This window comes from Psychromonas sp., assembly GCF_047632995.1.
Classification (GTDB): Bacteria; Pseudomonadota; Gammaproteobacteria; order Enterobacterales; family Psychromonadaceae; genus Psychromonas.
In genome coordinates, this window is record NZ_JBLIEK010000001.1 from 67,409 (window position 1) to 82,654 (window position 15,246).

A 15,246-nucleotide genomic window follows, 5' to 3' on the forward strand; every position below is an offset into this window, starting at 1 on the left:
AGAAAAACGATAGAATCAAAGCCTAGTGACATATTGTTACTAGACTTTCAGCATGAAGGCAAACCTGTTTAAGGCAGACATTATGAGTAAACAAGCAAAATTCAATCGCGATCAAGTTATCGAAAAAGCAACGAACCTGTATTGGGAAAAAGGCTATCACGCAACGTCAATGAGAAATCTACAGGATGTGGTTGATATGCGCCCGGGCAGTATTTATGCGGCTTTTGGCAGTAAAGATAATTTGTTTAAAGAAGCGTTAAATCGTTATGCTCAAGTCGGTGCTGAGCAACTTGCCAATAGTCTGGCGCAGGAAAAAACAGTACTTGCTGGTCTGAAACGATTCATTCGCAGCGTGACTATTTGCAACAAAGACAGCGCGCCAAACGGCATGTGCATGATAGTTAAAAGTATCGCTGAACTAACGCAGAGCGATAACCCGGATTTGCTTGCCAGCGCAACGCATATTTTAGAAAACATAGAGGGCTCTTTTACTCGCATTTTCCAACAAGCCATAGATAATGGTGAAATCAGTGTGGAAAAAGATCCGGTTGAATTAGCGCGTTATCTGCAAATTCAAATAATAGGCATAAGAACTTATGCTCAAATAACCAATAACATGAATACCATAGAAAAATTGATCGACGATATATTTAAAGGGCTGCGGGTGTAAAAAGCTTCTAATGTAATTTGTGTGATATTTCATTTCACATCTAGCCCAACATACTGAGTGTATTAGGCTTTATATCGACATTTTGCATCGAATACGGTGATTGGAGATACCACTGAAACAGTGCGTCGACTTTGCAACGATACCAGCACAATCAACATGCAGTATTGTGGCAAAAGGCAATGCCTGCCCCTTTTAGCGCCTATTTAAACCAAACTTTCCCGCCGATCATTTTATAGGCAGGAGTGCCCCGTATTAGCATATCTCTCGCGAACACTGTTGCACATTCAGGGCAAGTACATTCTTCTGTTGTAAAATCTTTAGTAATTCGCTCTTTAAAGCATTTTACAAGCGCGCCTTTTCCGCCTTTTTTATATTTAAAAAGTTGATGCTGACATTTACTGCAATAAATATTCACACTTCTCGAGGGAGCTTTAGTGTTTGGTTTTGCCATAAATTACCTTTTGGTTTTAATGTTAATTGACCAAGTTTGTATATAAGTAGGAGAGCATGATGAGCCGGTCTTTACACTTGGAGTTTGCAGAGGCACTTTAGCACGTCAATTCTCTTGAAAATGAAAGAAAGACTATTTAACGCCAAGAAGATGGCTTTGAACTTTTTTTTGAAGATATTAAGTGATCTGGGTAAACAATTTCATTGGGTTATTCATGTCTATTGCTTAATGACCACTTATTAGTTGAATTCCCGAGTGAGCTGTATTGTCGCAAAAGCAAGACCGGCCCTTCGGCTCCTCTTTAAAAAAAGTTTGGCTTCCCTGAATGGAATTTAAAGTCAGTATCAGGTGATTGAATGAGATCAGCTTCAACAACCGCAAAAAAAGCAACTCTCTCGGTTATGTCTTGTCCTGAAATATGTTCTGCTAATGCCAAATAGTCTTGATAATGTCGCGCTTCTGAACGAAGTAGAGACAGATAAAACTCCCCTATTTCAGGATCTAAATGTGGTGCGATTTTAGCAAACCTTTCACAAGATCTTGCTTCTATAAATGCACCTATTATCAATTTATCAACAAGAGCTTCTGGTTCATAAGTGCGAACCTTTTTTAACAACCCTTTTGCGTAACGTGATGAAGGAATTGGTTCATAATGAATATTATTGTCTTCAATCATTTCTAATACTTGATAAAAGTGATGTAATTCTTCTCTTATCAATAAAACCATTTTATCGACCATATCCTGACCATACGGACAGTCTGAACGAGCCTTAATCGGCTTTAATAATACATTCTTACCTTTAAGGGTTTGTAGATTGCCGATACGCTTATGAGCAAATTGTTCATAAGGCTTAACAAGCTGCCCGAGTTGCTCTATCCCCTCTTCTCTTAAGGCATAACGTTTAAGTAAAAACACGGCACTTTGAGAAGCTTTTAATTCACAGATCAAGTGATCCCGAAGAAGAATTGGTAAGTTTTCTGCTTTTTTAGCTTCATCAACCCAAGAATCCGGAGTAGTACATTTTAAAAAGGAGTTAATAGGTTCTAATAATTTTTCATACATTATTTTTAATTCAGTTTATTGAGCATTTATAATATGTTAACACGGCAATCCAATATGAATTATTGATTGATGCAGCAGATATTCATACCATTCTGATCAGTTTTCCGAGAAGGGAGGAAATGCAACTATTTGGGATAATTTACAGCATCAAATGTTTTTAGGTGATGATGATTTTGCCGACAAGTATCACCCTTTACAAAATGAACGATTTGGTAATTTGCAAAAGACAGCACCAAAGCTTTTAATAAATCAAACCAAAGCGGCCACAGAAGTTTCCGTACGTTTTTATTGTGGTGAGCAACCGCTTTAGCAAGAAAAATCATGGAGCGAATTAAACGACAGTTTAGGTTTATGAGAAGGCTAGGCCTAAATTCCCCCTCAGTCAGTACAGGGATGTAATGTCTGAGGTGGTGCGTTAAAAAGTGGTTAAGCAATACAAGATCAAAAAATGGCTAGGGGTGTCGCTTTTTGCCTACTTTTTTTCGGCATTAAGAAAAAGTAGGGTCGCCGTCAGGGCGAAATTCCAACGATGAATTCGGCACCATTTGCTACAAGCGAAAGCCTGCAAAAAAACTAACTCAGCTAGGAATAAACTAAACCACCTGCCCTGCTGCCCAGCCGCTAGCCCATGCCCACTGGAAGTTAAAGCCTCCCAACCAACCTGTTACATCTAATGCTTCACCGATAAAATAGAGTCCAACGACACTTTTGCATTGCATGGTTTTAGAGGAGATAGTATCGGTATCAATACCGCCTAATGTCACCTCTGCGGTGCGATAGCCTTCTGTACCGTTGATCTGAGGAGACCAGCAGTGGAATAGATCTGCAATTTGCTGCAGCTGTTTTTCGTTGTACTGTTTTAGCGGCAGACTTTCAATGTCAGCCGAGGTTAATAAACACTCAATCACCCGTTTAGGCAGCTTCTGTGATAATAATGTTTTTAATGCTTGATCCGAGTGATCCTGCTGCGCATTGCAAAGCTCTGTAAATAAATCTATCTGTGGTAAAAGATCTAAGGTTAATTTTTCGCCCGCTTGCCAATAGTTTGAAATCTGTAAAATAACCGGCCCGCTTAATCCGCGATGAGTAAAGAGTAACGCCTCACTAAAGCTTACCTTTTTTATTTTATTGCGCTTATCTTTAATTTCACAAGAAGCGGTGGCCGGGAAACTAATGCCGGATAACGGCGTAAACAGCTCTTTTTGTGCTGGCTGCAGGGTAAAAGGGACCAGCCCCGCACGCGTTGCTTTTACCGGCAATAAATATTGTTCTGCAATTTTATAGGCAAGCGGTGTAGCACCCATTTTTGGCAGCGACAAGCCGCCCGAGGCAACGACCAGAGAGTGGCATTGGTAATTCCCCTGCTTACTCTGCACGCTAAAATGGTTATCTGCAATTTGGCTGTGGCTCAACATTTCACACTGCAGCTGAATTTTTACTCCCGCCTGCTGCGCTTCATCTAATAACATCTGCACTATTTGCTTGGCGCTATCATCACAAAACAGCTGCCCGTGATCACGTTCATGCCAGCTTATTTTATGCTTGTCCACCAGCGCAATAAAATCCCATTGTGTGTAGCGGCTTAATGCAGATTTTACAAAATGTGGATTGTCACAAAGGAAATTACCGGGCTCGACATATAAATTGGTGAAATTACAGCGCCCGCCACCGCTCATTATAATCTTTTGCCCGGCGCGCTTGGCATGGTCAAGCAGCAATACTTTACGCCCGCGTTTTCCCGCTTCAATCGCACACATTAAACCCGATGCACCCGCACCAATGATTATGACATCCCACATAAATTTCACCTCTTAAATTTAGCCGCTAAGGATACACTATTTAACCTCAACTCGGGATAAGCAAATCGATACAGCGTAGCGACTTTCGCGTATTTCTGCGTTAAACCAGCTACCAATAGCCTGCTATTGCTACGCTGATTTGCCTTGAACTACACAAAATCATCTACACTGTATACAGTAGAAAATTAACTTCATGATATTAAAGGGGTTTACGCTTTCATTATCCCGAGCTGAGGTTACTTAATAAAAAACAAAGAGTAGAGAAATTATTAGGATATTTTTAGTTCAAGGGGAAATTGGAGAGTGTTGCACAAACGTCAGATCACAGGCAAAAAAAAGGCCGCACTTAAGCGACCTTTAAAAGAAAAAAAACAGAATTATTCAGCTGCTTCTTCTTCATCTTCGGCTTCGGCTTCGGCTGCTTTAATGTCGAGTAGTTCAACATCAAAAAGCAATGTTGCACCAGCAGGGATAGAGCCCGCACCTTGGTCGCCGTATGCAAGTTCAGCAGGAATAACAAACTTGTATTTCTCGCCCACACTCATCAGTTGCAGACCTTCAGTCCAACCAGGAATTACGCGGTTAAGTGGGAATGTAGCTGGCTGACCACGTTTAACAGAGCTGTCAAATTCAGTACCATCAACTAATGTACCGACGTAATGCACAGTTACTGTATCTGCCGCTTTTGGTTTTGCACCTTCAGCTGCTGTTATTACTGAATACTGTAAACCAGACTCAGTTACAGTGACACCTTCCATTTTTGCGTTAGCTTCTAAGAAAACTTTTGCCTCTTCAGCCGCTTTGCCTGCATTGTCTATCTTCTGCTTTTCAGCTGCAGCTTTAACTTTTTCGCCATAAGCTTTCAGCGTGACCATTATATCTTCATCAGTTAATTTAGAACTGCCGGTTAACGTATCAGAGATGCCTTGCAGCACAATTTCTTTATCTAATTCCATACCTAACTCAGCTTGCTTAGAAAGCATAGTATTAAACTGCTGAGAAAATGAAGTGCCAATTGCATAAGCCACTTTATCTTGGTTATTTTCAAAAGTTACAGCTGCTTCTTTTTCTGCTACAACAGTTTCTTTTTTTTCATTACAACCCACTGTTAATAGAACTGCAGCTGCTAATAAAGAAACTTTAAATACATTTTTCATTGTTACTCCAAAATTATTCATATTTATAAGGTAAAACATGCGACGATACTCTTTTGTTCTCTGAAATACAGAAAATAAAGTATCAAAATTTATCAGCCTATACTAACCTTAAAGCTAATTTTAACCAAAAGTTAATTCAGAATATGTCATTAAGCATCTATTTTAAATCACTTTTTATATTACTAATTGTCTCTTTTTTGATCTCTTGCACAAAATCAGATCAGCCTCTACAGCAATACGAACATGCGGTTGAAGGCGCTTTTACAGCCGAGATTTCTCAAAATGGTGATTACTCGGTTATCTCTTCTATTCATCACGGATTAAGCCTCTGGGATAACCGCAACAATAAATTATTGTTTCAGTGGCAACATCACAACGCACAAGATAATGATATTTACATAGTGCGTATTTCAGCCAACAATAGCCATGCATTAACAGCAAGCCGCAGCGAATTTGCTATCTGGGATATCAAAACAGGACAATCAGTGGGCTTTTATAAAGTCAGTGAGTCCCCTATTCGTGATATCCAACTTTCTGCAAACGGTCGCTACGTTCTGTATGGGCAAGTAAATGGTAAAGTAGTTCATATTGATTTACAAACGGGCCGCCGCTTAGAGATGCCAATTCATACCGAAAAGATAAATAGTGTTGATTTATCAGCAAACGGGCTTTATGCGCTGTCGGGCGGCAACGATCACAAAGCTTTTTTATGGAACACAAAAACAGCGCAAATAATACAAGAATTTGCCTTTAATCATCGCGTTTCTATGGTCAAGTTCGAAGATCAAGGACGTTATGCTTTTATTGCTGACACTCAAAAAGCATCGCAAATATGGGATTTAACAACAGGAAAATTACAAAGCACACTGATTTATACGGCGCGCCAATCGATATTCTCCTCAGTACGCTTTATCAATGAAGGCAAACAGTTGCTAACGGGCAATGGTACGAAAACGATAACCTTGTGGGATGTAAAAACAGGTTTAAGTCAACAAAGCTGGACGGTTACACCAAGAAAAGAAACACGTCCCAAAACAGCTGTAGTATACTCCGCCACATTATGGGATGGTGATAAAATTGCCAGCGAAAGTTCCGCCGGATTTTTAGAAATTTGGCCACTAGACGCGCTTAAAAACTAACAATAGAGAAAATAATGACACAAGAGAATCGTATCGAACAATTAGAAATGAAAGTCGCATTTCATGAAGATAATATAGAAACCTTAAATAACGAAATATTCGCTCAGCAACGTAAATTACAACTATTAACCGAGCAAGTGTCACTGTTGGTGACGAAGATGAAGGAGTCGGAGCCAAATCAACTCGCCTCTGAAGAAGAGGAAATGCCACCACCGCATTATTAAGCTGCACGCCATATACGGATCAATTGGTTTAACGCTACCCGTACTATCTCTTCAACTGAACAGGCCCAGTTGAACGTTTAATCTACAAATAAGGTCGCTAAATCGGGGTTATTTGCCAGTTCAGAATTATTAATGGGGCCATAATTTTTCCACCCTGTATCTTCATTCGGATCGGCAACATCTCGAGGGTGCCCATTACCAACGGAATGAACAGATGTTGCTTCATATAATTCACTGTTATAGATAACAAAAGATCCTTTTTTATAGCCCATTTTAGGCTCAAAATAGATCACATCATTTGTTTCGAGCAGTGAAATAATAATATCTAATGGAGGCGTTGGCTCCCATGCAGCTCCCCCTTTAAGTTCCAGATTTAAGTTTACCTGTTCAGAGTAAGTGAAGGTTTGTGCATCCCCTTTGGCGTCTTCCCAGCTGATTTGTAACGTCACCTCACGGATACTATCTCCCACTTCGCTGCCCAATCCTGCAATCAACCATTTATAATTAAACTTAGTTTCGCTTAAACCTAAGGTAACCGAGTCGGTTTTTCCGTTTAGCAAATCTACCGCGTCAATGCTCGCTGATTTTAACACCTCTTCCATTTTATCGGTTGCCAACGCAATAACAGCAGTATGTGTAACGTTATTGCGATTTTGCTCACCCACCATTTTTTGTAAACCAAATACATTCGCAGCAGCTAAACTGACGACGACTAATGACACTAAAATTTCCACCAATGAAAAGCCGCTGTATTTGCCTGATATTAGCATTAGAAATCCCTCCAGGTACCTGATTTGATACTGTAGTTACTGGATGCTGCCGCTCCTCCCGCGTCCTCATATAGATCATTAAGAACGGTTTTGTCGTAACGTGCGGAAAAATGTTGCTTAGTGCCATTTTTATCTGTTTTATCGTAACCATCATGAGAGCATTTATATTCAGTGAGTAGCGCCCCGTTTACGCGAATCCCCCCCATATCGACACTTAAATCTTCTTCCGTTCCAATAATATTGCCATCGGCATCAACCACATTGTGTTCACCTGGCAGGAAATACAGTAAACCAACAACAGATGCTCCAGTATTGGGTTGATTAATAAAGGTGCCGCCTTCAATAAAGACCATTTTTGGATTTTCAACAGAGCCTATGGTAAAGCGTTTATTTTCTGAGGAGGCGCTTTTCGATGCATCCGCTTGGCTGATATCACAATCCCCTTTAATGTAAATAACAACGTCGTCCTCAGTAACCCTCTGCAACTGCTCAGAACAACTTAATGCACCGTTAATGGTCATATCAACCAATAATGCATAATTTTCAAGTGTGCTCATATTGCTTTCATTTTTTTCAATACCAAATGTCGCTTCAAATAAAGAGCCTGGATCTAAATTAGAATCGGAGGCGATACCAAAAAACACCGAGCCTTCGGGTGCGAGCACATCTCCCCAGTCACCCTTATTATCAACAACACGCTCATTGGAATGATCGCCGTAATAAGCATCCGTACTGATATTGTTCGCATCGAGCGAGTCATTAGCAAAACAGAGAAGATCCACCTCGTTTACAGGATCAGGCACAACAGAATCATCCGGATTACTTATTATCATATAGGCTGAAATATTTCCGTCTGAAATACAGTCAGCTGCTGTTAACCCTTCACAGCCATCATTAAGATTGGCAGTAGAATCTATATTTAATTTGCCATTGCTCGATAGCGGGGCGACGGGCGGATTACGATTAACCAGATAGTTAGCCTCCAGCTGAATCGTCCGGTGAGCGCTACCATCCACAGAGGTGCCATAAGATATTATCTGCAGAGTATTGCCGTCAATTTGTTTAACTTCAACTCGGTAATGGTGAGCATCATCTGGATATTCGGTAGGCAGTGTGGAAAGTAATTGGGTTGCGAGCGCGCTGTCGGTAAGTTTACTGAGGACGAAATTCATACCCGACTCAGCATTAATAAAGGCTTCATTATTACGGTAGTAGTTAGCAACAATCTGATTATCAATCAATTGCGTCGAGGCCATATTGGCGGTAAATGCAATACCTGCGATGCTTAATAACAGCGCAGATGTCAGTACTGCAAATCCTTTTTCTCGTTTCATGGAATACATAATATCCCCTAGTCAGTCATTAAGAGGGACCCTGCGTCACTCAAAACCATCTATAAAAACCCATCTATTCACGCCTTATTTTAGTAAAAGAAATGTAAAAGTAAACTGATTAGACAAAGGCTACAGCAAAATTTCAGGTCGTTAGTTCTAGTTCTCTGTTGTTATTGCTATAACAGCTGAAAATAATTTTCAAGAAAAGCCCCTGCTGAAGCTTTCCTTCGCTATCTGTTTTAGATATCAAAATGATTGAAATTAATCCGCTTTTCGGCATTTAAAAAAGAGAATGCTAGCCAGTTTACAGAAGAGCAGATAAACTCCCAAATCAACGGTTTCTAGGAGTTTTTTATGTCACAGAAAATTAAAGTGTTAGTTTTAAACGGGCCAAATCTCAATTTACTCGGTCAACGTGAGCCTGAGGTTTACGGAAAAAATACACTGGAAGATATTATTCAAGACTTAACCAATGAAGCGTTACAATTAAATATTGAACTCACCCATTTACAATCAAACCGAGAATATGAGCTTATTGAAAAGATTCATAGCTCATTTAATGAGATTGATTTCATCATAATTAATCCTGCAGCATTCACTCATACCAGCGTCGCTATTCGAGATGCGCTATTAGGTGTAAATATCCCTTTTATTGAAGTGCATCTTTCCAATGTGCATGCCCGCGAGGACTTCCGCCAACACTCCTATTTATCTGATATCGCACAAGGGGTGATTTGCGGGTTGGGTGCCAAGGGTTACTCTTTCGCTCTGCAGCACGCCAACAACTATACTAAGTAATTGAACGATTTTATAAATTGATCACAAAAACAATCAGGTAGGAGGTTACGCAAGAGGGAAAAATAGGGCAGTCTATCCCGACCTTAAGAAATTAAGGTGTAGCACACCCACTTTGATGATCTTCTTATGTGCTTTTATTATTGATAATAAAAGCCATATTATAGGCAAGCCTAACTTTGTTAGGTTTTTTTTTATCTAAAATAGCAGTTGGCAATGCCCTCAAAATAGAACCGCAATTTCTTCACCACTATCATCGACTGTTCTTATCCCACTTAGATTAACCATTATGTAAAACTATATTATTATGCGCTTCCCCTGTATTCTTGCGTCATTATACTGACTACGAGTAAAAATTATGGCTTGGATACAATTAAAACTGAATGCAACTTCTGAAAATGCTGAAGATATCGGCGAACTGTTAATGGAAAGTGGCGCGCTATCTGCAACCTTTACTGACTCACATGATACCCCTATTTTTGAGCCTGCACCCGGCGAAACACGCCTCTGGGGTGACACTGATATCACCGGACTTTATGATGCAGCTAGCGATATGTCGCAGGTACTTGCGCAACTAAAACAAAGTCCGCTTTTAAGTGACAACTTCGCACTAAAAATTGAACCGCTTGAAGATAAAGATTGGGAGCGCGAGTGGATGGATAATTTTCATCCCATGAAATTTGGTGAACGCTTATGGATCTGTCCAAGTTGGAAACCAGTTCCTGATCCTGATGCGGTTAATGTGATGCTTGATCCCGGTCTGGCATTTGGCACCGGTACTCACCCAACAACGGCGCTTTGCTTAACTTGGCTAGATGGACAAGATTTACAGGATAAAGTGGTTATCGATTTTGGTTGCGGCTCAGGTATTTTAGCGATTGCCGCACTTAAATTAGGCGCAAAACGCGTTATCGGTATTGATATCGATCCCCAAGCAATCACAGCAAGCCGTGATAATGCACAACGTAATAATGTATCTGAGCAGCTTGAATTGTATCTGCCAGCGGATCTGCCTGATGGAATTCGCGCCGATCTGTTAGTTGCCAATATTCTTGCAGGCCCACTGCGTGAGTTATCAACCAATATAGAAGCATTAATCAAAGACCAGGGTTTATTAGCCTTATCAGGGATTTTGGAACAGCAAGCTGATGAATTAATTGAAGTTTATGGTCAGTGGTTCGAAATGGACAAAGCTCAGATCAAAGATGAGTGGGCACGGCTTTCGGGTATTAAAAAGTCTATAAATAATACAAAAACTTAAATTAGACTAATTTGCAAGCGAAATAATTTTCAAATGGTTACTTATTAACCTTTATTCTGTTTGCAAAGATGCGTAAACTACGCCACCTTGAGTTAGAGAGATTGTATATTTTATATGCGTATTGGGCAGTATCAATTAGATAACAATATTATTCTAGCGCCAATGGCAGGGGTAACTGATCGCCCTTTCCGAGAGCTTTGCCGCTCACTTGGTGCAGGACTTGCTGTTTCTGAAATGCTGTCATCTAATCCGCGTGTATGGAACAGTCAAAAATCTAAGTTAAGAATGGACTACCATGATGAATCTGGCATTCGATCAGTGCAAATTTCAGGCTCTGAGCCTTTTGCAATGGCCAAAGCTGCACAGTTAACAGTGCAGCAAGGTGCTCAGATTGTTGATATTAATATGGGTTGTCCAGCCAAAAAAGTGAATAAGAAAAAAGCAGGCTCCGCTTTATTGCCTCACCCTAAACTTGTGCAAGCAATTTTAGAAAGTGTGGTCGATGCCGTCGATGTTCCTGTTACTTTGAAGATTCGTACTGGCTGGGATCCTGAAAGTATAAACGGTCTTGAAATCGCACAAATTGCAGAACAATCTGGTATCCAAGCACTTGCGGTGCATGGTCGTACAAGGCAATGTCTTTATAATGGATTTGCTGAATATGACACCATAAAAAGAATCAAAGAAAATGTAACGATCCCTGTGATTGCCAATGGAGATATCACATCAGTGGAGAAAGCCAAGTTTGTGCTTGATTACACTGGTGCCGACGCCATTATGATTGGACGAGGAGCACAAGGTGCACCTTGGATATTCAATGAAATTAACCACTATCTCAAAACAGGTGAGCAACTAGCTCCTCTGGGACAAATGGAAATAAGCTCTATTCTCCTGAGCCATGTAAAAGCTTTACATGGTTTCTATGGGGAAGTGATGGGGCCGCGCATTGCTAGGAAGCATGTCGGATGGTATTTAAAAGAGCAAGATCAGTTAGGTTACTTTAAACGACAATTTAATGGTATTGATTGCCCTCTTGAGCAATTAAATGCATTAGAAAATTTTTTAAATCATTAGTAATTAAAGAGTTAATAGCCATGTTTGAACAAAATATTTCTTCAGAAGCACTTACAACAACAACCAGTATTCCTGCTACAGGGCAAATAACTCAACGACCACTTCGTGATTCAGTACGTCAAGCTGTTTCAGGTTACGTAGCACAACTTAATGGCCAAGATACGACAGAATTATATGAGCTTGTTTTATCTGAAGTTGAAGCACCATTATTAGATATTATTATGCAGTATACACGTGGCAACCAAACTCGTGCAGCAACAATGTTAGGCATTAACCGCGGCACGTTACGCAAAAAATTAAAAAAATATGGTATGGGTTAATTCCCCAGCCTTATGAATAAAAAAAGCGACTCATTAGTCGCTTTTTTTATGCCTGTTATAAAAACAACAGCACTTTTAGCGTGATTAATATAAGCTTCAAGAATATCTTTATTACGGCACTAGGAAATGTATGCTTTTATTACCAATTAACGAGCAGTTAAAAAACTTAACGTCATGGCAACAAAGTGTTTTTTGTATGGCGCTTGCACAACATAGCCTTTTACATTTTCATCTTTTTTGTGAAGCGATTGAAAGTGAAAGTGGGACAACGATTGATAATATCAATCAGTTATTTTGGGAAAAAATGACGGTGAAAGAGGCAAAGATAAATTTCACCATCCAGCAAGAACATTTCGAAGCGATTATTCCTGACGCGCGTGATTTTGATTTCTACGGCGTATATCCGGCTATCGATCACTGTGTGATTATGAGCTGCATTTTCAATTCTTTTTTAACTAAATCAACTGATGAAGCGTTCCATGCAAGCCAAACCACATTTGCTACCATAGCAAGTTTTATCGAGTTACAAAGTGGCAGTGAGGTTGATCAAAACGTATTAGAGGAGGCCCCACTTTTTCAAGAAGAGCTAAAATTCCAACAACAGTTATTAGCAAAACTGGACAATGAACGCAGTCCCGAGTTAATAAAGTCTATCCGCCAGTACGTTTTAGACTTTGGCACAACCAATCTCGGTATCGCTTTAACTGACTAAATTGACAACACTTTTGTGATTTTTAACACAGTAAAGACAATTAAAAGTGTTATATCAGACTTTTACAGGCATTAGTCTTTACTTAGACTGGTGACTTGCAATACATTATTTGCTGTCATGTAAAGACCAATTCTAACTAACTATAAAAATGGAAATACTCAGATGAACAAAACTCAACTTGTTGCTACAATTGCTGAAAATGCAGACTTAACCAAAGTTCAGGCTAAATCAGCTTTAGAACAGATTCTTGCTAGCGTAACAGATAGCCTAAGAGATGGTGAACCAGTACAATTAATCGGTTTTGGTACTTTTAAAGTAAGCCACCGTGCAGCACGCACAGGCCGTAACCCTCAAACTGGTGAAGATATTCAAATCAAAGCAGCTATCGTACCTACATTTGTAGCGGGTAAAGCACTTAAAGAATCTGTTAACAAATAATTAAGATCCAAGTAACTATTACTTGGATCTGTTTTAACAGAATATAATATAGGGTGAAACGCTTGTTTCTCCCTTTTTAGCGTACATATCACTATCTTGCTAGATCCCAATATCCTCAGATTTACACCTTTTTATTAAACGCTTTAACTTAAAAATAACCCTTAGCACCCATAGCGACAAATGAAACGCATCAAAATACAAGTAATTATCATACCTGCAGAATATGAGCCGTGTTTTTCTCTCGAGTTAAAAGCAATCTTATTGATGAAGCTACTGATCTCCTTGGTTTTGAATTAAAAAATAAGACGCCCCCTTTTTAGGCAGCGAGTAGATAAACGCGCTTCTTATCTGTCCCCCAATGCCCTATATGGACTCTGTATCGTTTTAGCTGAGTAGGATGCTAAATATTATAAAAGAAACTGTACAAGCAACGGAGCTGCCTGTGAGCGGAGTTTATCGTTCGGGATCTTGTAGAAGTTGAGATAAATAGCATGGCAACCTTAACAGTCGCGTAGATTGTACAGAGCTATCTGTTTAGCTGTCGCCCAAAAGCTTACGTATATCTGCTTGTGGAGCTTTAATTTTATGCAATCAAAGACAAGATTATCGACAAAAAACCTCGAGAATGACGAAATAAGAGCAGAAAAAAAGCCGATGCTGTAAAGCATCGGCTTTTTTATCGAAGTTCAGCTTTCCAGCCTCCGTCTTTCAACTTGTCAGCTTATTTTTTCTGCTCACGGGCAATCGCGCGGTGAGCAATATCGTTACGATAGAACATACCGTCCCAACTGATTGTCTTCGCCAGCGCGTAAGCTTTTTGCTGTGCTTCCGTTACCGTGTTACCCAGTGCTGTGGCACACAATACACGACCGCCATTGGTGACAATTTGGCCATCAACTTGAGCGGTACCGCCATGGAAAACTTTAAGGCCTTCGGCCTCCTGTTCAGGCAGACCTTCAATAACTAACCCTTTTTTATAATCATTAGGGTAACCACCCGCAGCTAATACCACACCAATCGCAGCGCGCTCATCAAATTCCGCAGTCATATCAGCAAGCTCGCCATTAACGCCCGCTAAACATAAGGTCACAAGATCAGACTTCATACGTAACAATAGCGGTTGTGTTTCCGGATCACCAAAACGGCAGTTATATTCGATTACTTTAGGGGTTCCATCAGCCATAATCATCAGACCTGCATAGAGGAAACCCGTGTAACTATTGCCTTCAGCAGCCATTCCTTTAACGGTTGGGTTGATCACCAGATCCATAACACGTTGATGCATTTCCGGCGTAACCACAGGGGCTGGAGAATAAGCGCCCATACCACCGGTATTTGGACCTGTATCACCATCGCCAACACGTTTATGATCTTGACTGGTTGCCATAGGTACAACATTTTTGCCATCAACCATCACGATAAACGAGGCTTCTTCACCATCTAAGAATTCTTCAATAACAACACGGTGTCCGGCGGAGCCAAATGCATTGCCTGCCAACATGTCATGAATGGCATCTTCCGCTTCCTGTAAGGTCATCGCAACGATCACCCCTTTACCCGCAGCAAGACCATCCGCTTTGATCACAATTGGCGCGCCTTTTTCACGGACATAAGCGAGCGCAGGCTCAATTTCAGTAAAGTTTTGGTACCAAGCCGTTGGGATATTATGACGCGCTAAAAAGTCTTTAGTGAACGCTTTTGAGCCTTCCAGTTGTGCTGCGCCTTTGGTCGGGCCGAAACAAGCAAGACCCGCGTCCTGAAACGCATCAACTACGCCAATAACCAGTGGCGCTTCCGGACCAACAATGGTCAATTCAACCTTATTGTCGATGGCAAAAGCAACCAGCGCGTCGATATCTTCAACACCGATATTAACGTTTGTTACTTTTGCTTCTAATGCGCTACCCGCATTACCCGGCGCCACAAAAATATTTTTGACCTGTTCATTTTGCGCTACTTTCCATGCCAGAGCATGTTCACGACCGCCACTACCAATAATTAAAACATTCATACAGTAACCTTATTCAATCAAATAGATT

General features: G+C 40.4%; 17 protein-coding genes. 10 read left to right on the top strand and 7 right to left on the bottom strand.

What is annotated here, in order from left to right; genetic code table 11:
* Window positions 1–82: 82 nt before the first annotated feature.
* A complete protein-coding gene (locus ACJAT7_RS00335) occupies window positions 83–670 on the top strand; it encodes a TetR/AcrR family transcriptional regulator (RefSeq protein WP_415224805.1) in 588 nt (195 codons plus the stop codon).
* Between the two features lie 199 nt (window positions 671–869).
* Here ACJAT7_RS00335 and ACJAT7_RS00340 read toward each other — a convergent pair whose 3' ends face one another.
* The gene (locus tag ACJAT7_RS00340) at window positions 870–1,121 is read right to left on the bottom strand and encodes a hypothetical protein (RefSeq protein WP_415224806.1); all 252 of its coding nucleotides are present in this window, start codon (window positions 1,119–1,121) and stop codon (window positions 870–872) included.
* A 301-nt stretch (window positions 1,122–1,422) separates the two neighbouring features.
* Complete coding sequence (gene miaE / locus ACJAT7_RS00345; protein ID WP_415224807.1) at window positions 1,423–2,184, bottom strand: tRNA isopentenyl-2-thiomethyl-A-37 hydroxylase MiaE; 762 nt, start codon at window positions 2,182–2,184, stop codon at window positions 1,423–1,425.
* A 151-nt stretch (window positions 2,185–2,335) separates the two neighbouring features.
* Between miaE and ACJAT7_RS00350 the strand changes: the two genes are divergently transcribed.
* A complete protein-coding gene (locus ACJAT7_RS00350; protein WP_415224808.1) occupies window positions 2,336–2,494 on the top strand; it encodes a hypothetical protein in 159 nt (52 codons plus the stop codon).
* A gap of 283 nt (window positions 2,495–2,777) precedes the next feature.
* On the opposite strand, the gene ACJAT7_RS00355 is transcribed toward ACJAT7_RS00350, so the two are convergent.
* Together ACJAT7_RS00355 and fkpA are read right to left on the bottom strand one after the other, a co-directional pair.
* A complete protein-coding gene (locus ACJAT7_RS00355) occupies window positions 2,778–3,983 on the bottom strand; it encodes an NAD(P)/FAD-dependent oxidoreductase (RefSeq protein ID WP_415224809.1) in 1,206 nt (401 codons plus the stop codon).
* A gap of 377 nt (window positions 3,984–4,360) precedes the next feature.
* Entirely contained in the window at window positions 4,361–5,140 is a 780-nt protein-coding gene (fkpA, locus tag ACJAT7_RS00360) for an FKBP-type peptidyl-prolyl cis-trans isomerase (protein WP_415224810.1), read from the bottom strand.
* Between the two features lie 143 nt (window positions 5,141–5,283).
* Here fkpA and ACJAT7_RS00365 point away from each other — a divergent pair, with 143 nt between their 5' ends.
* Together ACJAT7_RS00365 and ACJAT7_RS00370 are read left to right on the top strand one after the other, a co-directional pair.
* Window positions 5,284–6,279: a WD40 repeat domain-containing protein gene (locus ACJAT7_RS00365; RefSeq protein WP_415224811.1), complete on the top strand. Its 996-nt coding sequence runs from the start codon at window positions 5,284–5,286 to the stop codon at window positions 6,277–6,279.
* A gap of 14 nt (window positions 6,280–6,293) precedes the next feature.
* Complete coding sequence (locus tag ACJAT7_RS00370; protein ID WP_415224812.1) at window positions 6,294–6,503, top strand: SlyX family protein; 210 nt, start codon at window positions 6,294–6,296, stop codon at window positions 6,501–6,503.
* A gap of 77 nt (window positions 6,504–6,580) precedes the next feature.
* On the opposite strand, the gene ACJAT7_RS00375 is transcribed toward ACJAT7_RS00370, so the two are convergent.
* Both ACJAT7_RS00375 and ACJAT7_RS00380 read right to left on the bottom strand, forming a co-directional pair.
* Entirely contained in the window at window positions 6,581–7,273 is a 693-nt protein-coding gene (locus ACJAT7_RS00375) for a type IV pilus modification PilV family protein (RefSeq protein WP_415224813.1), read from the bottom strand.
* Window positions 7,273–8,616 carry a hypothetical protein gene (locus tag ACJAT7_RS00380; protein ID WP_415224814.1) on the bottom strand — a complete coding sequence of 448 codons (1,344 nt, stop codon included), beginning with the start codon at window positions 8,614–8,616 and terminating at the stop codon, window positions 7,273–7,275. Before ACJAT7_RS00380 ends, ACJAT7_RS00375 begins: the two co-directional genes overlap by 1 nt.
* Before the next feature lie 345 nt (window positions 8,617–8,961).
* Here ACJAT7_RS00380 and aroQ point away from each other — a divergent pair, with 345 nt between their 5' ends.
* The 6 genes from aroQ (at window position 8,962) to ACJAT7_RS00410 (ending at window position 13,207) form a co-directional block, all read left to right on the top strand.
* The gene (aroQ, locus tag ACJAT7_RS00385; protein ID WP_415224815.1) at window positions 8,962–9,405 is read left to right on the top strand and encodes a type II 3-dehydroquinate dehydratase; all 444 of its coding nucleotides are present in this window, start codon (window positions 8,962–8,964) and stop codon (window positions 9,403–9,405) included.
* Between the two features lie 355 nt (window positions 9,406–9,760).
* Entirely contained in the window at window positions 9,761–10,663 is a 903-nt protein-coding gene (gene prmA, locus ACJAT7_RS00390; protein ID WP_415224816.1) for a 50S ribosomal protein L11 methyltransferase, read from the top strand.
* 114 nt (window positions 10,664–10,777) lie between these two features.
* Complete coding sequence (gene dusB / locus ACJAT7_RS00395; protein WP_415224817.1) at window positions 10,778–11,737, top strand: tRNA dihydrouridine synthase DusB; 960 nt, start codon at window positions 10,778–10,780, stop codon at window positions 11,735–11,737.
* A 20-nt stretch (window positions 11,738–11,757) separates the two neighbouring features.
* Window positions 11,758–12,057 (top strand): DNA-binding transcriptional regulator Fis, encoded by a 300-nt coding sequence (gene fis, locus ACJAT7_RS00400; protein ID WP_019616283.1) that lies wholly within the window; start codon window positions 11,758–11,760, stop codon window positions 12,055–12,057.
* Window positions 12,058–12,187: 130 nt separating this feature from the next.
* The gene (locus ACJAT7_RS00405) at window positions 12,188–12,769 is read left to right on the top strand and encodes a YjaG family protein (RefSeq protein WP_415224818.1); all 582 of its coding nucleotides are present in this window, start codon (window positions 12,188–12,190) and stop codon (window positions 12,767–12,769) included.
* Between the two features lie 162 nt (window positions 12,770–12,931).
* Window positions 12,932–13,207, top strand: coding sequence for an HU family DNA-binding protein (locus ACJAT7_RS00410; protein ID WP_415224819.1), 276 nt, complete (start codon window positions 12,932–12,934; stop codon window positions 13,205–13,207).
* A gap of 721 nt (window positions 13,208–13,928) precedes the next feature.
* Here ACJAT7_RS00410 and purD read toward each other — a convergent pair.
* The gene (gene purD / locus ACJAT7_RS00415; protein WP_415224820.1) at window positions 13,929–15,218 is read right to left on the bottom strand and encodes a phosphoribosylamine--glycine ligase; all 1,290 of its coding nucleotides are present in this window, start codon (window positions 15,216–15,218) and stop codon (window positions 13,929–13,931) included.
* Between the last annotated feature and the right edge of the window lie 28 nt (window positions 15,219–15,246).